This is a genomic window from Pseudomonas sp. MMS21 TM103, assembly GCF_022132145.1.
Lineage (GTDB): Bacteria > Pseudomonadota > Gammaproteobacteria > Pseudomonadales > Pseudomonadaceae > Aquipseudomonas.
On sequence record NZ_JAJISP010000003.1, the window covers coordinates 490,895 to 517,027 of the forward strand.

The 26,133-nt window shown below is 58.2% G+C and carries 1 protein-coding gene; it reads right to left on the minus strand.

The window, feature by feature from the left end; all coding sequences use genetic code 11:
* Nucleotides 1–3 precede the first annotated feature (3 nt).
* Nucleotides 4–26,043 carry an LEPR-XLL domain-containing protein gene (locus LJY18_RS13365; protein WP_330872750.1) on the minus strand — a complete coding sequence of 8,680 codons (26,040 nt, stop codon included), beginning with the start codon at nucleotides 26,041–26,043 and terminating at the stop codon, nucleotides 4–6.
* Nucleotides 26,044–26,133 lie beyond the last annotated feature (90 nt).

Sequence of the window (26,133 nt, forward strand, 5' to 3'; positions counted from 1 at the left end):
GTTTTAATCGACACTGAAATGTGAACTGCTTACTTCTGGCAGCACCTTGCAACTCGTAGAAACAAACACTTTGAGGTTAGCATTGGGATTGCGTTGTGCCTGACTTTCTCCTGCGTGATTGACGAAATCCGCTACCCAGTTCTCGGCGGCGTCAATACCTTCGGCTTTTACCGCACGCTCATTCAGCGCAAATGTTGAGTCCCAATTAATAATGCGTGGCGTTTCCTGCTGGTTGTCAGCAGCTTCCTTCAGCGGCGCCACATACAATGGCAAGGACCGCACATGCAGGGCTACGCTTGCCTCGGACATATCTGCCGAGGCCATTACCACGGGCTCGACAGTCCGTCCGCCCGCGTCCAGCGTATTGCTCATGACGCCATCATCGGTGTGCTCCAGGCCAGCAGCATGACCCAGTTCATGAGCCAGGACGGACAGCAGATCCATCTGACCGGCGGCCTCGCCACCCACTGCCTGCAGCGAGTCGCCGAACAGGGCGTACTCGGTGTCATCGGCCGGCATGGCATCGATGTACCAGCCATAACCTGCGGCGTTCAGGTCGATGAACACGGTCCCGCCCCGGTACGCACCCAACTCCAACCCAGGCAGATCGGTAATCTGCACGTCGACACTTCTCATCAGTTCGACAGCGCTTTCGCCCACGCTCAACGACCAGCGGCGAATGGCCTCGTCGATGAGGGGTTGCAACTGTGTCATCGTCAGGCTGACTTCACCGGTGTACTGGGCGGATGCAGCCTGTGCGGCAAGCAACGGGCTGGCGCTGCTCGGGATAGTCGGGTCATCGGTCTTTAGGCTCATGCTGTCGAACGATACCGAACCGTCCTTGGCAAACACCCCAAAGCGCCCGTCCACCGTTTCAGCGTTATAGACATGCCCAAGTACGGACTGGCCGTTAAGGGTCACGCTCACCGATGCCCCATGCAGCGAGACACCCAGGGTGTAGTCCACACCGGCCTGCAATGAGTTGTTGCTGATTGCCGCGTCGATGGTCCAGCGGCTGCCCTGAAGGTGCCCGATCAAGATCTGCTGGGTCTGTACGTCGATAGCCACCCACTTGTAATCCGTGCTGCTGTACTGATCGAAGACGAAGCCCGCCCGCGCCGTAGTGCTGAACGTGGCATTCATTTCAAGCAACGAGCCAGTCAGCTTATCCACGCCGTCCAGGCTCGCCAGGCTCAGCAGCGCGTCGCCGCCAGCGGATGCTCCGCTATAGCGACCGCCGGACAAGCTGAAGCTGCCACCACTGACCATATCCGCGCCACTGAACAACACATTGTCAGGGTTGGCGAACTGCTCGGTTCTGGAGGCCGTCGCCGCCGCGGGGACGACCAGGACCGAGATGTTATCCAGCTCACCCCGCGCATTGTTGGAGCCGAATCCGACCAGCCCCCAGTTCAAGCCATAGCTCCAGTCATCCACTACAGTCGGCTTGAAGGTATGGCTAAAGTAGGTGTTGTTATCCACGACCAAGGTGGCCGTCAGGCCATTGACCGCCAACACGACGTTGTACCAGGCATTGTTCTTCAGGCCGCCCTTCACGGATGCCTGGTCGAGCACGTGCCAGCCTGTGTCATCTCGCTGCCCCATCACCAGCTTGTTAGTCGAGACATCGAGCCCGGCGAACTTGAAGCTGCTTGCGCTCTGGTAGTCGAAAATAATGAAGCTGTTGGCATCCCAACCGCCCACGGGTTTGTTGGCCTTGATGCTGGCCGTCACTTCGAAATACGACGGCAATGCATCTCCCACCTGATAGACCGCCACGGCATCGGCGTGCGAGGACTTGGACGAAACCTGCAGCGTACCGCCGGACACCTCCCAGGTGCCGCTATCCGGAGCCAGCGCCTGCATGGTGCCGTCGTTGAAGTTGGCCGTACGCAGCACGTCGCGCTTGCCACCCGGAATATTGCCGGCCTGCGGATCTGCCGGGGCTCCGGTCTGTGTCTGCCAGGCGAAATCCTTCTGCCGGATCAAGCCCAATTCACCCGCTGGCTCACCGTGGCGATAGGCCTGACTCGGGTCGCCGTTGGTGTCGGCAAAGCGGGTCGGATCAGCACCATCACTGGCCGAGAGGGTGTAAAGGAACTCGGCCAACTGCGGTTGTAGCGTGCGGCTTACTGTGGCCATGCCGAAGGGGGCAAACGGCACCAGGTAGGAGTTGAACTCGCCGACCCAATCAATCAGGCGGTCCCCGCCAGTATTAGCGATCAGTACATCACGCCCGGCACCACCAAAGGCGCGGTCTTCGTAGCTGGCCTGGGTGTCAGGCTGATCGTTGCGCAAGGCATTGGTGGCCTGATTGTCGTCGGCATTCAAAAGGTCATTGCCGAAACCACCGTATATATCATCGCGGCCAGTACCGCCCACCAGCCAGTCATTGCCGGTATCACCGAAGATGCGGTCATTACCATCGTTCCAGGCTTCGGGATAACCACTGGCGGTCTGGCCGACCGGCTTGGGATTGATGCCGGCAGGGACATAGGTGCCTTCGCGGGTGGAGAAGTTGAGGAACCACTCGAGGCCACCGGCATCGGTATTATTGGCCGAGCCATCGGCGTTGAGGGTAATCTTGCGCAGTGGGTCATACTCGTCATAGAGCGCGAACTCTCCAGCGCGGCGGGTACGATCGTAGTGCCAACCGTCAGGGTCTTCCGGGTTGTAACGCAGCACATCAACCGGGTTGTAGGGGTGGGTGTAGTCGCTACGAGCTATCCCCTCCAGACTGCCACCTGCGCCGTACACCTGGGTGTAGGCCTCGTTCAGCGCCTCGCCACCGAGGATGGCATCATCACCCGAGCCGCCGTGCAGCCAATCGTTGCCCAGACCGCCGAAGATAATATCGTCGGCGTTATGCGCATCCGGCCGGCCCTGATCGTCCACTGTTTTCTTGGTCGTAGTGGTGAACTCGTCAGCCATGCCATTGAAGTAGAGATCGAAACTGAAGGGCGTCAGGTTGACTGCCTTCTTCAACTCCCCGTCCACATTCACGACTGCCTGCTGGATCGAACCCGGCGTGGCGATGTATTCGTTTATCCTGTTGCCGTCGAAGGTCTTGGTGTCACCGTTGTCAGGCAACAGCGCGACCACGCCATTGAGCGCCTCGCCATAGGTCGTGGCATTGCGGCTGGTGAGGATCCGGCCATCGTCGCCGATCACTCCGTCATCGCCAGTACCGCCACTGATCCAGTCGTTACCGTAGCCGCCAATCAGGTCGTCGTTCTGCCCTTCGCCGAACAGCACATCGTTGCCCTTGAGCCCGTAAAGCCCATCATCGCCGGACTCGCCGTGCAGTTCGTCACCTGCGCCACGGTCACTGGCGGCCGCTGCGCTGATGTCGATGCCGCCTTCGTGATAGTCGAGGAACTCGACCGCGCGAACCACAACCCGGTCATAGGTGGCAGGGTTGCCGTCGCTGCCATAGCCTTCTGTAGCCGAGCCATGGATGTCGTAGTTGAAATTGAGGAAACCGTCATTGCTCGACACACCATTGGCGAACACTTCGCCGGTGGTTGCACGCTGGGTCTGGTTGATGCCCACCAGACGCAGGATGCGGCCGTTGTCCCCCACCAGAATGTCGGCGTCATGGGCATGGCCACCCGCCGTGGTGATGATCAGATCATCCGCCGCTGAAGCCGGCAGCCCGACACTGCGCGCCGTAACGGCATCGCCAATGTCATTGCGGCTGATGTCGGTTCCGGCGCCGCCGAACAGCAAATCACTGCCATCGGGGCGCTGGAAGGCATCGATCAAGCCGAAAAGATCAGAGCTTCCGCCCACGATGTCATCCTGGCCAAGGCCGCCAAAGATCACATCATTGCCGCCATTGCCCTCGATGTAATCGTCGCCGTCATACAAACCCTCGAAGGTGGCGTTGACCATCAGGTCCTTGCTTGGGTCCATATCGAAGCCGAAGTCGGCCATCGAGGTCGGCACTGCACCTCGGTTAGCGCCAGATTGGGTGTAATTGGTAATGCTGAAGGTGCTGCCATCGCTGCGGGTCAAGCTTAGTTGAGCCGCCGCCAGGTTTTTCGCAAAGTCTGCACCTGCTTGTACACCGATGGTACCGTCGCCCTGGATGACATCACTGCCGAGCTGACCGAATATCTCATCCTCACCCGCTCCGCCGGCAATGTAGTCGTTGCCGAACAGCTCCGGGTGGTTGGTCTGGATATCATCGCTGTGATCGAGCAGCATGATATGGAATTGCGCATGACCGCTATTGAGGTCATCGGTACGTGCCGCATAACGCGGGTCATCCATGGCATTCAGGCTAGGATCAGCAGGATCGATTACATTGCTCGCACCACCTGCTCCTATGCCAATCAAGACCCGACCGTCATCCTCACCTTCGGTAACGCCGTAGATCAAGCTGCCATCAAGCGCACGCATGCGTACGTCAACAGCATCCGGACGGTAGCAAATTTCAGCGTTATCACCCGCTATCGCATCGGCACCCGCACCACCATCCAGACGGTCGTTGCCATCCAGAGCACCAGCGACGTTGCTGCCGCCGATCAGAATGTCGTCGCCGTTGCCACCATAGAGCACGTCATCGCCCTGCTGGCCCATGATCAGGTCACTGCCATCCTGGCCAAAGATCAGATCATTCCCGGCTCCCGTACTCGAGTCGACGTTGATCGCCTCGAACAACAGGAACCCCTCTTGCGGGAAATCATCCCAGCAGATCGGCCGCAGGCTGGTTTCCGGGTCGAACGGCTGGTCGTTCTTGCACTCGATACGGCCCTGATCGCCGAACACCAGATCATCGCCAGCCCCGGCGTAGATGGTGTCGTCACCGCCACCGCCGAACAGCACATCATTGAATTGGCCGCCGATGATGGTGTCATTGCCACCGTCTTCGTCGTTAAATCCAAGAGTGTCGATCTTGCACAGGGTGAACTCATGGACCGAGAACACCAACGGTGCATCAGTGCTCAGGTGATCACGGGGGGCGCTGGTCAGCAATGCGTTGTCGCCAATGGCGATATTGCTGCCGTGGCCGGTAGACACAGTGTCATCGCCTGTCCCGGCGATAACGATGTCGTTACCGTCACCGGTTGTAATGACATCATCTGCGCCCAGGGCCGTGGCGCTGGCCAGCGACCAGATACGGTCAATATCATCGGTACGCGGTGGATTGCTGGCACTGCCCTGAAGGATTTCCTCAGCCAGGTAGTCCACCAGGCCATGGTCGCCGAAGACAATGTTGTTGCCATCCAGAGCAGCGGTACCGCCACTGCTGGAGAAGCTGTTGATGGTGTCATTACCGCCGCCACCGAAGATCATGTCGCGACCAATACCGCTGATGATGCTGTCGTTGCCGTTGGCGTATTGGTTACCAAGGCCATTGACCGTACCGGCATAGGTGGAGGTCACCAGCCCCAGCACCTGAACCTGGTAATCGTCATCGGTTTTGCTGGCAACCGGATCGCCGACCGGGCGATTGGCGCCGGTATCCACGCCCAGAATCTGACCGTGGTCACCAAACAGGATGTTCTGGCCGATACCGCCATCGATGCTGTCATTGCCCTGGCCGCCGAAGACGATGTCATCGCCGTCGCTGGCGGTAATGCTGTCGTTACCGCCCAGGCCAATTTCCGGAACGATGCTTTCAACTACATCCAGGGTGCTGATATCGCTATCCGACGTACCGTAGTAGTCGTTGCTCAGGTAGCCCATGTGGCCGAAGTCGCCGAAGATCACATCGGAGCCGCCATCACCACTGATGGTGTCGCCACCATTGCCGCCGAGAATGCGGTCACGATCGGCATTGCCGGCAATGATGTCATCATCGCCATTGGCCGACTGATCGCTGCGGATATCGGAGACCTTGCGCACAATCAGGATTTTGTCAGCATCGTCTATCTGCTGCGCAACGATGCCGTGGTCGCCGAAGATGATGTCATCGCCGTCGTTGCCCTGAATCACATCCTTGCCTGCAACCAGGGTGTCGCGGTTGGAGGCTGAGTTGTCATTGTCTGGCCGCACTGCATCGGTGGTCGGAACCGACAGCACGCGGGTAATCACATTGATATTGACGCCCGAATCGCCATAGATCTGGTCATCGCCGCCGTTGCCGATAATCAGGTCATCACCTGAACCGCCGGCCAGCACATCACCAATCTGGCTACCAATGAGGGTGTCATTACCCGCACCGCCATAGATCACCACACCCAGGGCATCGTCACCGTAGCTGCCAGGGTTGGGCATGATGGCACTGGCATCGATCACATCGTTACCGCTGCGATCAAAGGGGTTGGCCCGCGCCAGACGATAATAAGTGCCGGCCTGAACCGGGTTCGGGCCCAACACAAAGGTGTCGGTTACATCAGCAATGTAGGGTTGCCCTGCATACCAGGAAGCGTCCTGGGAGGTATCACCGTAAATCACCAGTGGTGAGGTCGGGCCGCCACCGCCGGTGACGGTAATCCGGTCACCATCGATAGTGCCGGTGTAGGCGCCCGCAACCGGGTCTTGTACATCGAGGTTGCCGCCACCATGCACAGTGGTCAGGCCGCCATGCAGCGCATCGGTCTTCAAGGTGCTGGTGATCAGCAGCGAGTCATTACCCGAGCCCATCATCAGGTTGAACACGTCGATATTGGAGCGATCTGGCACGCCATCAACCCCGGCCTTGCCATAGGTGATGCCGGCCGCAAAGTCAGCGTTCTCGCCATAGGCGACCTGATCGAAGTGCAGCCCGGACGCCAGCCCCATACCCGTGAGCTGGGTGCCACTGAGAACGCCTTGTTTATCCTCCATGCTCGAATCATCGAACACATTGAGGATGTCGATCGATTGTTCTTCTGGTGGCTGTACGGCAATACCGAATACCGGGCTGTTGGTTTCACCCGGCAACAGCACGGCCTCGACCAGCGGATGCACCTCGGCCCCAATGCCACCTTCGATTTCCAGGGGGCCTTTGATATCGGACAGTAGGTGTGGCTGCACGGCGAACTGCTTGGTGCCGGGGTGCAGCAAATTCTCTGCGGGATCCTGCACAGCAGTCACCGTGACTACCTGAGGAATCCACCAGTTGGTTTCATCGAAGACCACCGGCTGAGCAGTGGTCAGGCCATCGGTATGCGGGGTGATGGTCACCGTCCCGGTCGGAGCCCGGGTCAGGCGAATGCTGTAGGTATCGGTAATGCCATCGCTGACCAGGGTGGTGCCGTTGCTTTGCTGAATCAGCACGCCCGGCACATCGTCGTCGGCCACAGTGACCGCCAGGGTTTCGCTAACTGTGCTGGCACCATTCTCGAAGTAGGTGCCGTCGGCGCTGCTGCTGACGCTGTGACTGATCAGGGACAACTTCTGATCTTCGCGCAGGGTATCGTCCAGCGCCGTAATGATGATGGTCTGGGCCTGATCCCAGTTATCCTCGGTAAAGGTCACAGTGGTTTGCGACAGCTGCAACTGCTTGGCGTCGTAGTTGAGCGTGATCGTCACATCTGCGGTGGGTTTCTTGGTCAGGGCAATGGTGTAGCTGTCGGTAATACCCTTGCCGGCGTCACCTTCGAGCACCAGCGTGCCATTGTCGTAGGCATCCTTGCGTACTTCGGTCAGCAAGATACCGGCGGTGTCGTTGTCGATCACCGTAACCAGCACATTACGCACCTTGATGCCGTCATAGCTGGCCACACTGGCAAGCTGAGCGGCATCGGCGCTGTCCTCTGCCACGGCCTGTACGCTGTGGCTGACGGCGACAACCCGCTTGCCCTCCTCCTGGCTGTCGTTGGCCGCGGCGATATACACGGTTTGCGCCTGATCCCAGTTGCTGGAATCGAACACCAGCACCACGGCGCGGTTGCGCACATTAGTGGCTACGCCATCCTGAATCAGGCTGCGCTCGAAGCTGGCCGGATCGGTCGAGACCAGCACCGAATCGCCCATGCCGGCGGCATCCTGCTCTTCCTGTGGCGAGCGCGAAGCGCTGACGGTGACATAAACCTTGGTGCCTGCGGCCACCGGTACCGCCAGGCGTACGGTGTAGGTGTCTACCGTGCCCCAGGTACCGCTGTCGGTTTCACGCACCAGGCTGGCACCGTCGGACTCGTCGATGATCACGTTGCCACTGAAGCCACTGGCGCCACCGCTGCCTGGCAGGCCTGCGACATTGAGGTTGATCCCCGGAGCGATCAGGCCGTCATAGCCAATGTCGCTTCCTGAGCTGACCTGCTGGTTGATCACTGCGCTGTGGCCTTCCAGCTCCTGGGTGGTAATCACGTCGGTGACGTCACCGGCCACGTTGAAGATGTCATTACCCAACCCGCCGACAATGCGCGTGGCCATGCCAAAGCGAGTGCTCTGCACGGTGAAGTGATCATCCCCTTCCAGGCCATCGACCTCGAGCACCTCGACATTGTCGTAGGTGACATTCAGCCCGGCGCCATACACGCCCTGATCGGTGATGACAAAGCTGTCGCCAAACTCGGTACCCAGCACCAGCAGCTTGTCGAAGCCGGCGCCACCGTCAACCGAGACCGGTGCATTGATGTTGTATTGAATAAAGTCGTTGCCGGAACCGCCCTCCAGCACCTGGCTGGACGCGGTGGAAACCCCGCCGGTGGTTTTGACAATGGCCACGCCGTTGGCATCGGTTTTGATGCTGCCATCGGGGTTGGTTTCAGCCAGGGCGAAGGCCCGGACGATAAACAGGTCATCGCCGTCGTTGCCCTCAAGGCGCAGAGCGGCCTGATTGCTGTAAACCTGGAATACGTCATTACCACCGCCACCGATGGCAGTCAGTGCGACACTGTTACCCCGGCTCAAATAGCCCCGGGTGGTGGCCACTGTGGCGAACTCGAACTGGTCGGAGGATGCAATGTTGGCACCGCTGCCACGCTGGGAACCGTAGATCTGACCCACCTGGACGGTGTCATTACCGGCGCCGCCATCGAGGGTGGTGATGGCGCTGTTGTCATCGCTGGCGAAGTAATCGTTACCGCCCAGCCCTTCAACAATCAGCCGGCCATTGAGATTCGCGTCATAGTTGATGCGTTCCACCTCAGAGGGTCCGGTGCCGGCCATCGCCTGCTCCAGGCTGCCGTGCAACAGGGCAACAAAGGCAGGCGACTCGGCGACCTCACCAGGAATGGCGCCCATGCTGCGCAGCAGGAAAATATCGTCGGTGGCATAGGGGTCACCGGCTGAATCCGCGCCGTTCAACATGCTGTCGAAACCTCGGATACGCAGCTCATCGACGCCATTGGCCTTGGCCCCGGTGTCGAGCACATTGATGACATAGTTCTGCCGTTCAGCCGCTGCCACCTGACTGCCGCGGGTGTTGATCCAGTAGTAATCGGTGTCCGACTGGCCATCCAGGGTCAGGGTGTCACCCAGGCCGTTGCGGTCGATATGCATGGAGCGAAGCTGGTTGATGACAAATTGGTCTTCGCCATCGTGGAGCAAGCTCGCCGTATTCTTCTGGCTGCCAAATACCGTGGTGTTGGCATCCAGTTTGGTCTGATTGAAGGTGAAGGTGTCACCGTCGCTATGGCCGAATATCTCAGTGAAATTCTTGGCGGTACCGGTTGCGCTGGCCAGATCGGTCGGCGCATTCAGCAGGCCGATGGTGCCGCGAAGATCTATCCGGGTACCGCGTCCGGCATCGGCATTGGTGTCATCCACTGCATCGGTCTTACCCACCCGCCGCGTGTCGCCGCGCAAGCTGATGCCCGTGCCGGCCAGAATTCGACTGTTGTTGCTGGTGTTGACGTTGTCACCGATCCAGAGCGCAACCACCAGCGCCGCCGAGATATCGCTGACTGACACCATGCGCTCGCCGCTTTCAGCCACCCGCGCCGTACCGCCCGCCAGCAGCACCAGGTTCTCGGTGTCGACTGCCGAGGTATCCGGCACGGTCAGGCGTAACGAGCCGCCCAGCGCGGTAGCTGCCAGCACATTGAGCGGGCCGTTGACCTCGGTGATAAACACATTGCCAGCTGCTTCGGCAAACAACCGGCCCAGCCCCGATGCACTGCTGTCGATGTCCAGATCATCACCGACCACACCGATGCTGCCGCCGCCGTTGGCATCCAAATCAATATTCAAGCCACTGACGTTGACCGCATCCCGCACACGGTTGTCGGCATCGCGGTACTTGCCATCTGCAGCATCGGGATTCACATCGTTGTTGCCATCGACAATCGAACCGGCGCGAGCCACCAGGGTGACGTTGCCGCTGGTGGAAACCACGTGGTGCACCCGCATATCGCCCAGGGTTTCTGCGAGATAGATGCCCAGCGGCGCATCAGCGCGCAACACACCGGTCTGCGCTATGCCGCCCACCAGGTCGAGCAGGTTGATTTCAAGGAAACTGCTCGCACTGCCAATACCACCGGCCACGGCCTTCAGGGTGATATTGACCCCGGTGACATCAGCGGCGGCATCGTTCAAGGCATCGACAATGGAGCCTGGCGCGGTGAGGGTTACATCGTTGGCGGTGGAGTGGATATCGCCCACCCGCATGTCGCCCAGTTGCTCGGTAAGGGTGATAAAGCCATTGGTCAGTACATCGATATGGCCGTCACTCAGAATCTCGGTGATGCCGATCACGCTGATGCTGGCTGCTGACGGTGCAGAATTCACTGCCTTGACGATTATATTACCGCCAGCAACCAGCCCGGCCTTGAACGAGTCAAGCGCGTCACCATATACCTGCGGATTAAGCTCGTACGCCAATACATCCTGGTCCGCCAGGGTGCCGTTAACTCGATAACTTCCGAGGGTATTGGCAGCGGTCTCCTGCGCTTGCACAAACCGGTAAACGCTGGCGACGGTTCCATCCGTGCTGGTCGCATAGGCCGCCGGATCACGGCTTAACGTGGCACTGTCATCACGGAAGTGGCTGTAGTGCAATCCGTCATAATCCGTTCCCGGGCCGTTGCTGGCATAAACCCTTACGCTCCCGGCATCACCTGGTTCGCCTTGGTGGACACTTGCCCGTAGTTGCAGATCCACATTCCCGCCGGCCCTGACCAACTGGATCGTGGTCTCAAGCGGATCCGTCGTGCCCACTACCCGGTCTAGCGTACGCAAGCTCAGATACACATCTACGCCAGCTTCGGCCAGCAGTTCAACCTCGCGAATGCTTCCAGTTCTGACATCAGTGCTACGCACCAGATCGACGCTCAGGCGGCTGTCGGCATCAATACCCACGCTGCCTGCCATGGCCTCCAGGTTGAGCTGATTGCTGATAATCAACCCATTCGCCCCACCTCCCAGGATATTGCCCTTCTCGTTGAGAATACGCGTCACCCCTGTGGGGTTATTGATCGTCCCTTCAACGATGATGTTGTATTCATACAACAGCTTTTGAATATCGATAATGCTGCCTGCCGGCGTCAGGCCATGGGCAATGTAAAACTCAAAAGTCGCCTCGGTTTCGTCGGTCACTAGCGCGCCGTCACTGACGAGTTGCACCAGCGGTTGGTCCATTCCGCTAGCAGCGTAAATAACATCGAGCCCCAGCACATGCATGTTGTTCTTCGAGGCGTCGATTATCGTGACAGAGGAAAGGTCATCGCGGAACGTGAACTGCGGGCCCTCTGCTAGCGTCTCGTTTTTGATCACCGATGAATTGAACAGCACATCCCCATACCCATCATTGGCAACACTGACGAAATAGTCACCATCGGTAATCTGCTCACCCTGAGTAAGTTCGATGCCGCCGGCATCGTCTATGACCGAAATATTACGTTTCTTGAGGATGTATCCGTCTTCATCGATAATCAGCTCGGGGCGGCCACTGCGGCCACCCAAGATTTCGACGTCGGCATCCCACCTGATCTCCTGTGCATGCGATTCCGAACGCAACCCCTTATCGGCTGCCGTACTCGCCCAGCCATCTGCTGGCGGATTAACATGCGTGTAGGTGAGACTGGGGGTGCCAAGCGCCTCGACAAAAAGCGCGAGGGCCGGTGCCGAGTCTTTGAGGTCTTGCATGCTTTGATCGGCAAGTCCCGTCTCTGCCATTCGACTTGCATCGCGCACGCCAGCCACGACAGTAGCCCCTGCATCCGCGTCAACTTCGGTGAGCAGCGACACTGTCCCCTTGAGAAACGCATTCTGCGCCGGAATCGGAAATGCCACTGCCAGATGGCGCGCGGCACGCTGCACAGTGAAGTTTTCCGACAATTGCCTGGCTTCTATATCGACGCCTTCATCGCCTCTGATCAAGGTCCCGCCACCGGCGACGATAACCTTCACCGTGGACGTCACATCGGTTTCAGCTTCGGCAAAAGCAAACGCTGCGCCAAATAAGAGCGGGCTCCAGGCCCTGGCTTCGGCCAATGCATCCGCCGTGAAACTTTCAACTTCGGCAACCAGGTCAATCGAGCGTGCGAGCAGTGCCACACCTTGGTCAATCCTCACCTGGGTATTGGCAATGACGTCGATGCCGTCGTCGCCCGAATCCAGGTTTGCGGCTTTATTTTCTCCGACGTTGTCAGTAAGTTCGCCTAATGCATCGGCGAGACTGACCACAATGAACGCGCCGGCTTCAGCGAAGGCATCGGTTTTAACCTCCGCCTTGGAAGTGGCATGCGCTTGAAAGACGTCGCCGACTGTAACGCTTGCCCCCTGACCAATGGCAACAACGGTGTCGTAACCCAGGTCCGCACCGTTACTGGCACGTGCACCGCCAATAATTCCACCACTCACCGCCTTGGCCTTAGCCCTCACCGTGTGATTCGACGCGGCGTCGAGTACAAAATCATCGCCCACCGTAATGATTGCGCCCTCACCGACGGTAGCCATGGTGTCTGCCTTGTCCACATCCGTCATGGCGGTGGTCACACCGACCCGCACCACCCCCCCGCCGCCAGAATCTGCATTGGTCGACACTTCGGTGCTGGCGTTGGCCGCCACAACCGCATCGACTCCAACTCGAACCAATGTCTGCTCCCCAGGCGTCGCACTGCTCCTCACCTCGGCACGCACAATATACTCAGCCGTCAGGGTGGCTTTGGTCGCGCTCACATCAATAAGCCCACCTGAGCCACCTAGAGCAGTTGCACTGGACTTGCCGTCACCAGTCAGGACGAAGCTATCGGCCAGTGACGCACCACTGACATCCAGGAAGCGGTGCACGGCATCACCCGCCGGTTTGCTACCGAGATCAATGCGCAGTGCCTGGATACTGTCAGTCACCCCCGTATTCAGGTCTATGCCCAGGGTGCCTATTTGATGAGTGCCGTCACGGGTTATTACGCTGTACGTATCGACTAGCGTACCGTCACGCTGATAGGTCTCGATGCTCTCGGCGACAGTCAAGCCGATAGCCGAACCATCACGGCTGAGAGCCAGGCCAAAGGTGCCATTGGCCTGATCGGCGTTGACCACATAGTAGGTCACGCCATGATTGAGACCGCCAATGGCTCTAGCCAGGGAGTGCGTCGTTGCCTGAGCATCAGCAGCGAGAGACGGAACGAGTTCGATGGCCGTCGGGACGATTTCCAAGATGTCATTGTCAGCATCGTCATCACCAAAATCTTTGAATTCACGGCCCACTGCTTGCAGATAGCTGGCAGCCAACCGGATCTGATTGTCGTCGACATTGATGACGTAGTAGGTGCCACCATCGCTTAGACCACCAATGGCGACTCCGTCACCGACGGTGCGGTACACCACAGCATCACCCGTTTCAAAGCCATGGTTGGGTAGATAAATGTTGTTCTCGGCAGCGGTGTGAATTACCTGGTTGTCAGCATTACGCTCCACGACCTTGACGGTCTGGGTATTGCCGTTGCCATCCTGGAAAGTCAGGTCGACTAGCTTGACATCTACGGAGCCTGGCAAGAATGTGGCACTGACCGGAGCAAGATAAGTTACCGCCTGCCCATCCTCGAATTGATGCCCCGGCATCTCAATCGCCTGGGTTACCGGATCAACCGCAGAGGCGTCGAACGAGGACAGCAATTCAGCGTCACGCTGCATCGCCATGCTGATGTCGGCAACCAGACGAATATTCAATCGGTCATAAACCGGATTACCGTCACCATCCACACCCAACTCGATCAGGCGAACATACAGAGGATTGGAGAGATCGGTCGCCTGCCAGGGAGCAATAATGGAAACCCCACCCTGGCGGTCATAATTAACGGCATCGCCGTTATCGAAGTTATGCGGAACCGCAAGGTGGATAACGTCAAACTCGCCATCAACATCATCGCCAGCGTCAAAGGTATTGCCCAGTGCAACCACCCGCTCCCACAGCCCTGCCGAATCCGCATAGTTCTGAGTGCTCAGCAAGAGGTCAGCCTGCACCCCGGTATAGCGATACACTGCGCCAGCCGTACCAGGCATCTGAAAGTCGTCTGCCAGTCGCACCAGGTCACCACTGAGCAGATTAACGGTGGTTTCAGGCACATCCTCACTGGGATTGGTCACGGTAAATTTGACCGACAAGGTCGCCGTGATCAGGTTATATACCCGGCCATCGACCAATCCGCCGATATCATCGCCAGCCCCAGGTCCGTCGTAGCGAATGGTCGAACCATTAGTGAGCGGAAACTCGAAGCCCAGCGTGTCGTTATCCGCATCCACTGTACCAATGGTGTCGCTGGGGGGTTGGACTGACGAAGTCTTGTCCAGAAGCGCGTAGACCACCAGATTACCGCCCGCATCAATGTTCGAGCCCAGCCCAAGATAGGCTTCAACTGTCGGTTTTACCGTTGCAGTCGCGGTGGGCACCCCAACATTCACACCGCCGCCGCCGGAGGCTTGGGCCAGCGCATCGGCTTCTGCCCGACCTTCGGCACGGACAAATACATCCCCATCAAACACGCTTCGGTTGACGGCCAGCAGGTCGGTTATCGGCATGCCCGGCTTACCGACAGCAATGACATTGACCGTTACGCCAGCACCTATGAATGCCTCAACCTTGGGTTCAGCCGTCGCTGTAACCGTGGTGACGCCAACAGCTACGACACCCCCCGTGCCAATGATTGCTTCACCATGGGCGCGAGACTCGTTGACCCGCGCAAGAACCGACAGGTTGTTTGCCGACAGAATCTGGGTATTGGCTCCCACGATGGCCTGAACCTGTCCAAGCGAGACGGCATCAACACTCAGATTGCCACCGCCGCCAATGCCGCCACCACCGCCATCAATATCCGCGTCAGCGTACTGGCTAGATACCGACTCAATAGCGATATTGCCCTGAACAGTAACCCTCGTCGGACTCCCCCCCGTAGCATCGCCCTGTGGGCCTAGAAAGGCGTTAACGTCCAGATCAACACGCGAGTTGCCCTTGCCTCCAGCGCCGCCACCTAGCAAGGCAAAACCAAAGCTGGAGAGCGTGGCCCTGGCGCTACTCTGTGCCTGCGCTTCGATTGTCAGGCTACCTGCGCTGATTACGCTGCCTTCGCCTACATAGGCCTGCACCAGCGTTGCAGCCCCACCTTCAGCACTGCCTACTCTGGCCGACGCTTCAAATAGTGACACTGCAACCCCAATACTACCGGCGCCACCCTCGGCCTTGGCATGCGCATCGGCGTTGGATTCCGCGCGCACCACAATGGCCTGGGTGGTCGTTATCTCAGTATCGCAACCAATGAAGGATTCGACGTTTCCTACTACGGTGGCAATAGCCTCAGCGTTGGCTCCAGCGCCAAGCAGCCCCACGTTACCCAAAACCAGTGTCGCGTCGGCTGTACGGTTTTCCGGTGTTTCACCTTGCGCATTCGGATTAATCACCCGCACGCTCAGGCTATCGCCCATCACCGCTGCGTTATCGCCGACGTACGCCCGCGTATCACTCGCGTTATGGGCTTCAATACGGAATTCCGCGCCCTGAATGCCGACACTGCCACCACCGCCGTCGGCATTCGAAATCGCGCTATTGGACGACGACGCCTCAACCTCAATGGCTCCGCCAACATTAGCCGTTGTCCGCACTGGCACCAGTACATCCGGCCGGGCAGCGACATAGGCTTCAACATCAGCATCAACCCAGGCGACACCATCCAGTCGTTGCCCACCACCAATCAGGCCAACGGATACGCCCAGCATCTGCGTGTCAGCTGTATTACGCCCTTGCGCGGCAACCTTCAGGCTGCCGGCGCCGAGCACCGCGCCTTCCCCCAGATACGCGCGAGTCGCTCCCAGCCCGGCGGGGTCATCCTTGCCACTGCCAACCGTCGCCCGGGTATCGAAGATATTCACACTGATGCCAACGGAGCCTGAACCACCGTCCGAAGTGGCCTTGGCCAACGACCGTGAAGTGGCCTCAATCAGGGCTGCGCCGCTAAGCATCACCTCACTCTGCGCACCGACGTAGGCCAGCGTTTCACCCTGCACCGTGGCAAAGGTCTCGACCTTGAATCCATCACCAATAAGCCCCACAGAGCCAATTGTCAGGATAGCTTCAGCAAAGCGATTTTCAGGCTTGTCGTTCAGTGCATTCGGATTAATCACCTGCACGCTCAGGCTATCGCCTGTCACTTTCGCGTTGCCTCCAACGTAAGCGAGTGCGGAACCGCCAAGGTAGGCCTCACCACGGTACTCACCGCCGCCAATACCAACACTTCCAGAGCCGCCATCCAGGTCTGCAACAGCGCTGCCAGCAGTTGTGCTCTTGACGGTAACAGCACCTGCAATCGTGGCCGTACTGCGCTGTGCCACTGTTTCGCCTCGACTAGCGCCGAAGTGTGCATCCACGTCGGCGTCGACCCGCGCCAGTCCTTCGAGGCGGCCACCGCCACCCAGTAGACCTACTTCCACGCCCAGCATCAGCGTACGCGCGATGCTCCTGCCGTCCGCAGTAATACTCAGGCTGTCCGCGTCGATCGTGGTACCTGTGCCGATAAAGGCCCGTGTAGCACCCAGCCCCGTTTCGTTGGCACCGCTACCAACAGTGGCCTCGGTGTTAAACAAGCCAACCGCAATACCCACCGCACCATCGCCGCCTTCTGACTTGGCACGGGCATACGATTTTGATGTCGCCTGCACACTCACTGCACCGCTGGCATCGATATCGGCATTGTCACCAATGTAGGCCTCAACTACGCCGCGTATCCTGGCAATGGTTTGCGCCCCTTCATCATCAACCCCACCAGTACCACTGCCGAGCAACCCGACACCACCTACGGTCAAATACGCCTTGGCTGTTCGGGTGTCAGCAAAAACATCCCCCTCGGGGTCCTTGTCGCTGGTATAGCGCGTCGAGTTGCGCGCATCGGCCTCCACGCTCAAGTTGCCGGCATTCACAATCGTGCCATCGCCAACATAAGCACGGGAATCTGCGCCGAGCAGTGCCCCAATGTCGAGCAGGTTTACCGCGACTCCGATCGCACCCGAGCCGCCATCAACATCACTGATAGCACCATGTGCTGATCCGGCAGAAATCAATACGTAACCATTAGCAGCCTGCAGGTCAGTGCCGTATTTCACGCCGGCCTCAATGTGCCCCAGTATGTCTGCGTTCGCGACCACTTTCGCCGCAGCACCGCTAATGCCCACGGCAACTGATACACCCGTGACATTGCTCTTCACGAAAGCATCCGACTCCGCCGAAACCTCGATACCGCCCATGCTCGAGGTCACCGTCGCGTTCTCGATATAGGCATCAACAGCCGTCGTGATAGTGCTGTCAGATTTGCTCATGAGCACATCAACTGAGATCAGTGCCACGCTGACACCGACTCCGACGATCTCACTTTCGAGCGACGAATAATCCACGGCCTTGACGAGCACATCCCCGCTCGCACTGGCCCAGCCTCCGCTGATGTAGGCTCGCGTAGCGCCGTTTTCCCCGATTACGTTGGTTACTTCAAGAACGATGATCGATGCGCTTAAGGAGATCGGGGCATCCTTGGATATTTGCAGGGCGACAGAAACGCCAACCGCACTACCATTGGCGGTCACTGCGCGATTAGCATCCGACTCAACACTGATATCACCTTCGGATTTCAGTGTTGAGTCATCAACATAAGCCTCAACCTTGTTATTGATGGTGTTCTTGGCCAGCGCAATGGATACCGCTCCAGCGGCCGACACGCCGTTTCCAACCCCAATGGCAACCGCAACCGAGTCACCGCTCCAGTCGGCGTCAATCACGGCACGGTCACGAGCCTGCAAATGAATACCGCCCGCCCCAGCCGTCACGTTAGGAGCACTGGCGTTGCTTGGTGTATTGCTGTCAACAATAAAGGCTTGAATAGTATTTTCGAGCAGGTTGTTGGTACCCGCGTAGCCAACCGCACCAGCTCCGGACACACCGTTGCCGAGCGTAACTTTGACCGATCCCGAAGCTCCCAGGCTGAATGCCTCGACCCGGGTGTCTGAAGTGGCCGAGAGACGCAGGGCATGCGCTGCATGTACCTCGGAACCCTCAATGTAGGCCTGCACGGTGTTGCGCACGGTGTTATCCGCTACGGCAATACCTGCCGAAATCGCCGCACCGGCGCCCCCAGTGGAAACCGCTGCAGCGATCGCTACCCCGCCCGCATCGGCATGAATAAGAGTCGGGGTATCCAGCGAACCGTCGCTGGCTCTCACAACGATGTCACCAGTACGGGAAATGACTTCGCTCGCCCCCTTGATACTCGCCTCGATAGTGTTCGCGACCTGATTCACCGACACCGCCGCGCCAACACCTAGATCGAGGCCATTGCTGTTACCAGTACTGATATTGATTTGCGCTGCAGCACCAATGCTGAGGGTATCGATGGAACTGCTTGACGTCGCCAGAAGTTCAACCTTGTTGCCACTTACTGAAGAGTCCTCAATCACTGTACTGACGCTGTTCTCGATATCATTCAGTGCGACGCCAACACCTATAGCCAGATTCAAGCCGCTGCCCTTGCCGATCTTCAATGAGATGGCTACACCACCGGCATCCGCAACAATATTCGAGTGATCTTCAGCCTTAAGCAGCACATTGCCGTTAATGGCATTTACACCGGGCGTACTCGCTCCGCGACTGCCTCGTATAAGTGCCTCGATAGTATTCTTGATCTGATTCTTGGTTCCCGCGCCTCCTCCCGCGACATTGAAACCACTGCTGTTTCCAATTGCAGCAGTCACAGCGCCGCCAATCGACAACGCCGCGACCGTACTGAACGATTCGGCCGAAATGGTTACATCGCCGAGCGCAATGACGGTCGAATCTTCCACGGCAGCCGTGATGCGATTGGCAATGTCATTGAGTGCCACGCCAATACCGAACCCTAGGTTGGCGCCACTGCCACTGCCAAACTTGGCAATGACCCCAACACCGGCTGCATCTGCGTCGATTGCCGAATGATCAATTGAGTTCAAGCTGACCGCACCCGCACTGGCTACTACTTCGCTACCACCACTAATCACTGCTTCCAGCGTATTACGGATGGTATTAACCGAAAAACCTGCACCGCCGGCGAACTCAAGACCGCTGCCGCTGCTGGGTGTTACCTGAACACCGACACCAAAAGTTAGCGCTCGTATAGACGACTCATCACCAACTGGTTCAGCGCTGGCCTTGAGAATTACATCCCCCTGAGCTTTGACGCTCGAGGCTTCAATGGCCGCACGAGTAGTGCCATGGACCTCGTTGACCGCACCTCCGATGCCTATAGCCAGATCGACCCCGGAACCCGAGCCCAACTTCAAGGCCAGCGCAACGCCGCCGGCATCCGCAGTAATAGTTGAGTGATCAATCGCCATCAGGCTCACCGAGCCTGTCTTGGAATACACACCGTAACCGCCAGTCAACATACTGTTGGCAATATAGGCCTCGACACTGCTCCAGATATTGTTACCCGAGCCTGAACCAGCACCGGTACCTACAAACCCACTGCTCTTCCCCGTGGTAATTCCAGCCGAACCACCGATGGTGAGTGCGTCAATCGATGTGGTTGCCATGGCGGACAGTTCAATATTGCCCACAGCCTGAACGGTCGCGCCATCGATATAGGCCAGAGTCTGTTTGACCGCTTGCTCGCTACCGATGTTGTTAACCGCAACAGATACGCCAACCGCCCCACTGCTGCCACTGCTGCCTGAGCCCGAGATAAAGGGGATGCTTAGGGAAAGGGCGCCTGCATGGACATCAATATCAGAAGTGTCAGTTGCCTTGATTAACACGCTGCCGCCAACATTGACTGCAGCGCCACTACCCGTGACATGGGCATCAGTGGTGCCTTTTACCCCACTGACCGAAACCGAGCCGGCAGCGGCCAAGCGTCCCTGGCTGCTGGTGGTGACCGCCACACCGATAGTGATGCCAAAAATGCTCGACCCAGACGTAGCTTCGACTCGAAGGTCGTTATCCACTGTGATGTCGCTACCTTCAACATAAGCCCGCACATCGTTGTCAATGTTATTGATGGCAACCGCAGCGCCGACTGCAATATCCGTCGAAATAGCTACCGCACCACCGATGGTAAATATTCCGGATGTATCACTGGCAGACACACTGATTTGAACCGAACCAGGCGTGCTGGGCACTTCAGTGACTGTTGTATTGCGTAGATAGGCGACTGTATCGCTGACAATCAAATTGATCGACAGATGCGCTCCGAGCCCGATGCTGATCCCTTTGCTCGACCCGGTCGACACACCGACGCCGGCGCCAATGGCGAGGATGCGCGGCGCGCTACCCGGATCACTATTGCGGGCACTGACGTCCAACACCCCGTGATGCAGGGTAAGCGTGGAGTCATCAATATAGGCTCGGGTGATAACCGGGCGATCAGCCGTGCCCAGCAGATTGGCAGCAACACCGAGACCAATGCCGGCCTTACCGCCAAGTGCGAGTGCCACCCCCCCACCAATGGCAGTGATACTCGATTCATCCGACGCATGAACCCTGACATTGTTTCCGGCATTGACAAGCACACCGGAGAGATACGCCTCGGTGGCATTGAAGAGCAGATTGATTGCAACCGATCCGGCCGCGCTAATGCTATTTTGCCCCGTAGCAATGGCCCCCCCCGCACTGACAGTAACCAGTTCGCCAGTGCGCTTGGCCGCGACGGAAAGATCACCCGTCGTGCTGATATCCGTATCTAGAATCAAGGCATGGGTTTGCACATCCAGATCGTTCAGGCTGAACGCGCCAGCCAATGACTTGGAGCCTTGCGTTGAGCCGGCCTGGCCCTTGGCGAAACTGGCACCGCCAGAGACAGCAACCTGGTGCAGATCGTCAACGGCGTTGAGCGTCACACTGCCTGCTTGCAGTTGGCCCGCATCAACGATGGATGCCCGTGTGTGATCGACAATACTATTGATCGAGACCGCCGCCGCAACGCCGATCCCCGATGATGGAGGGCTCACACTCTCACCCAGCAGGCTCAAGGCTTTCAGCGGCGTGCCTTGGGGCGGGGCGGTACTGGAACCACCAGCGAAGGCACCGGCAACCGAGAATACCCACAGGTCGCCGTCAACCTTGGCCAGCAAGTCAACCGCCCCATCAACGTCAATGTAATTCGTTGGGGTGGGGCTGCCGGCTACCGCTTGCAACGCATCCTTTGAACCAATGACCGCACGTGTATGGCGATTGAAATCATTGATGGCGAGCGAAACCCCGATGCCAATCCCGTCGCCCTTGACGACACCGCCGACCCAGTTGATTTGGCTTTCGAGGTCACCGGCATATATCCGCACATCGCGCCCGGTTATGACCGCCTGCCCACTAAGTTGAGCCAGGGTATCAGTGGTCAGCCTGTTGTAAGACACCGAGCCACTGATGGCCAGCTTGCCGCCTTCGCCACCGGCCTGCACCAGATTGACCGCCGAGATCGCCTGCTCGGCCTTCATGTTGAAGCCGCCATCGGCGCCGCTGTAAATCTGCACGCCATCCGCTACCAGGGCATGGGTGGTGTTGTTCATCACGCTGATAAAAAAGGCGCCACCCACCCCACCGCGACTACCGCCCGTGCCCGCGGGGTTGAGCGACAGGCGATCCTTGAATGAGTCGCTTTTGGTTGGATCAATATCGAACTCAGGCAAGCTGAAGTTGCCAGTCATATTGATAATTTGCATGTAGTTGGTGGCCTCGACCGAGACCACCTGTTCACCGAGACCATCGGCCTGATAAAAGGCCTGATTGACATGATCATTAAGCAGATGATCGCGCCAATCGCTGTCCTGGTTGATCTGAACACCCGACTTCACATCGGCAATGGCGTCATTGTCGAACACCAGCACGTTGACCGAGCCGGCAATACCGATCTTGTCCGCCTTGGCGGTGGCGTTGGTCCAGCTATTGAATAGCCCTTCTTTGGCGCCCAAGGTGCCGGTCAAGTACTTGGTGATGGCCTCAGGCCCGTCCGAGCGCAATGAATCCACCAGTTCGCCCAGCGACAGCGGAATATATTGGTCCGGGCGGGTCGGGAAGGGATAAGTCACATCGGCGATTACCCGCGTGGCGCGCAGAGCGTCCAGTTGGGCATTGCTGTTAACGGTAGCGGTGGCGGTGTTATCAAACACGCCCACGCTGACTGCCACACTGACACTGTTGGCGGCGCTGGTGCCGGCGCTATTTCCGTCGTTGTCCTCTTGCGGCTCGGTTGTACTTTCCGCGCTAAGGGCAAACTGCTGGGCAATGGTGGCTTTTACCTCCAGATCTTCATTGGACTTGAGTTCTGCCGCACCGCCCACTTCGGTGATGACCGAGTGTTTGGCAAAGGTAAACGCCAGAGCGCCGGCCACACTAAGTTCGGCTGAGGAGCCGCTGCCAGTTGCCGCTTGATTGTCTTTGTACGACTTGGTCAGACCGGTAAATATCTTGTCAGCGATGTTGGTATCGACCACATCGTTAAACTTTTCCAGTGGGCTTTGCTCGGCATCTTCGCTCTGCAGCCCTGCGCTGGCGCTGGCTTTGTCCTCAGTGTTGAGTTCGGCAAAAATGCCCACGCCAGTAGCAAAGCCGGTATCGAGGACGTGCTTGGCGGTCAGGCTAAAACTATTGGCATTGGCACTCGAACCGATATCAATAAACACCCCGGCCCGGGCTTCGTTCTCCGACTCGGCCAGCTGTATCACCTGACCGGTGGCAAAGCGGGTGTCGCCTTGCAGGTTGTTCTGGCTGGTGCCGACGATGACGTAGTAGGTCGCGCCGTCGTCCAATCCGGCGATATGGTTCACGCCGTCATCGTGGTAGACCACTGCCTGGCCCAGCTCGAATTTATTAAAGTTGTTCGGTGAGTTGGCGCTGTCACGCAGGGTGATGGCGTTTTCGGCGGCGTCGATATCGCTACCCACGAACAGGCGACCGTTGCTGGCAGTCTCCAGCCCTGGGAGCACCGTCAGGTTGACGATATTGCCATCGGCTACATCGGTGAAACCAAAGCTGGCCTTGATCGCCTGGGTTTCAGTCTCGGCCAGCATGATCCATTCGGACTCGTCACGATCGGGTGTAGAAAGGTCGTCCTCGAGCGCGATAACGTAGTACGAATCACCATCGCGCAAATTGCCAATGCTGGTGCCGAAGCGGTTGGTATAGGTGATCACGTCCTCGCTGACCAAGGCATGTGGCCCGACGTGGATCATGTTGTTTGCATAGTCGACATAACCGACTTCATCGGGATCGGTGACCAGTGGATCAATCTCGATCTTGACCGTGTAACCCGGCTTGGCCAGCGCCGTCACCGAGCCATTCATGATGGTCTTGATGTCGGCATTGGAAAATTGCAGGGCAAAGGCCAAACCGGCCGTACCGTCGGCAAAGATGCCCGCTTCGGCTTCGGCTTCGGCGCTGATCTCGCCACCGGCGATGATATTGGCGGTCTTGCCAGCGGTGATGGTCGCGCCCTCGGCGACCGTGATATGGGAGGTGACATTGGCGTCGCTGACCGCGATGGACAGGGCGAACTGCGACTCTGATCCGCCCGGGTTCGGCGTGCTGCTCAACTCTCGGGCAGTGCTGGAACTGAGGCTGGCGGTGGCTTCACCCGAGGTGGTAATGACCACCGAAGCGTCCCGTGAAAGGATCTCCACATCCTTCTGAATATCGATGGTGGCAGTGCCCACCGCGCGGGCATAACCGACACTGACCAGGCTGCTACTGGCACTACCCGAGGCGTCAGCCGACGCTGTGGCGTAAATGCCGACGGTACTGTCCGAGAGCAGCTTTGAACCTTCCTGCAGGGTGATGGTGGCGGCTGCATTCTTCACCAGTAGCTTCACCGGTAATGCCGTCAGCCCCTCTACCTTGTCAGCCAGCGGCTGAATGACATAGTTGTCCACCTCCTTGCTCGCCCCCAGCACGGTGGCCAGGCTTTGATCTTCTGCCTGAGCAATCAGGTAGACGCCCCCAGCACCTGATAACTCCGCGCCCTTGCCGATATTGATCGACACGTTGCGGTCGGTACCGAACACCGGCAACAGGTTTTCGGCCTCGGCAATACCGATCATCCGCGAGCGAAAATTGATGTACCCGTCGCCAACATCGATGTTTACAGAGTCATTGACGTTGATATTGGCGGCCCAGGCATCGAGCGCGCCGCCACCGGTATTGATACTTCCGCTGAAGGTGATGGTGTCGCTATAGATGCCATCGGTCGGCACCCCGAAGGCATTCAGAGAGCTGCCGTAGAGCAACAGATCCGCAGCGAACAAACTGTCGAGCGACCTGACCTCAATGGAGTCGTTGCCATCGCGGCCTGTGATGGTCAGGGAGTCAGCGGGTACCGTGAACTCGATGCCATCTGTGAAGCTGGTGCCATCGAAGATCTTTTTGCCCGCAAAGCTCACGAGCATCTGACCATCACCGACGGTTCCGTTGTCCTCAAGCACTATCGTGTCGTTGAAGAGCGTACCGTTGATCAACTTGTCGTTGGCGTCGCCTGCAGTAAGGTCTTGGTGGTCGATGCCGGTGAACTGAATCGACTTGCCGTGCAGCGACAACGTACCGGATTGGTCGATACCACCGGCCGGGTTGAAAATGCTGTAACCGCCCAGCCCATCGGCTACTTGAATACTGTCAAAGGTACTCGTGCCGCCCGCCACAATACCGCTCAAGCTACCGCCCAACTCAAAGGTAAAAGCATCGCTGGTGGTGCCACTAGCCCCGGTCAGGTTTTCAAAAGCGCTAAAGGACAGCCCCTCGACATTGCCAGCATCAGCTCCATCAATTGTCCAGTTCACAACACTGCTATCAAAGCCCTGAATAGTGTCGCTGGCCACCCCACCGACCAGGCTGTCAATACGGCTAAATGATGCGACTCGACCCGTTACTGTCAGAGCCGCCAAGTCAACCTCAACCGCACCGTTCAATTGACTGAAACTGAGTGTATCGACAACTGTGGCCACCAACTGAGAGTCATCATCGCCGCCATCGACAATGCCGCTGATCGCGCCACTCAGGGTGAAGTCAAAAGTATCCGCCCCCTGACCACCGGCCAAGTTGCTGATTGAACTAAAAACGCTGTTGTTAAGGTTGCCGGAATCTGTACTGTCGATGGTCCAGATGTTGACGGTATCCGCCGCAAAGACCGTATTGGATCCACCTCCGCCCTCAATGGAACCCGTCAACAAACCAAATTGCTCAAGCTTGAAGTTGTCGTCACCGCTGCCACCCACCAAGGACTCCACCCCGGTAAAGGTATTCACCTGGCCGAACGCGCCGCTGTTGACGCCGGATATGATCCAGTCAGTGTCTTGATTGGCTCCGATAATCTTGTCGCTGCCGTCCCCGCCGTCGATTGTAATCTGGGCAGTAACACTTGCATCCAGGGTAACCGAATCATCACCGGCGAGCGTTGAGAGGGTTAGTGACGAAACACCGGTGGTGGCGTTACCGAGGGTGGTCAGCTCGCCATTGACGGTCAAATTGAGGATGGCCCCACCGTCTGCAGCGAGGTCAGCATTCTGCGAGATTGACACCACGTCAGCCGCTGCTGTGAGGCTTATCGAATCAGCCGACAAAAGCAGCCTGGGCTCCAGCGCCTCCAAGCTAAAGGACTGCCGTAGCGGCCTTTCAGTCCGTATGTTTTCGCGCGTCGGCCCTCCCCAACCGGCGATGACCTCACGTAACATTTTCAGCAGCACGGATTTCTTGAACGATTTGCGCGACTTCTCACTGGGGGATGTGAAGCTATTCATGGTGCGTCCTCGGATTTATAGGAAGATCCCGAAGATCGCTTGGGGAATTTCCGTATTTTCCCCGCGTACCACAACAATAATCGCGCAGGC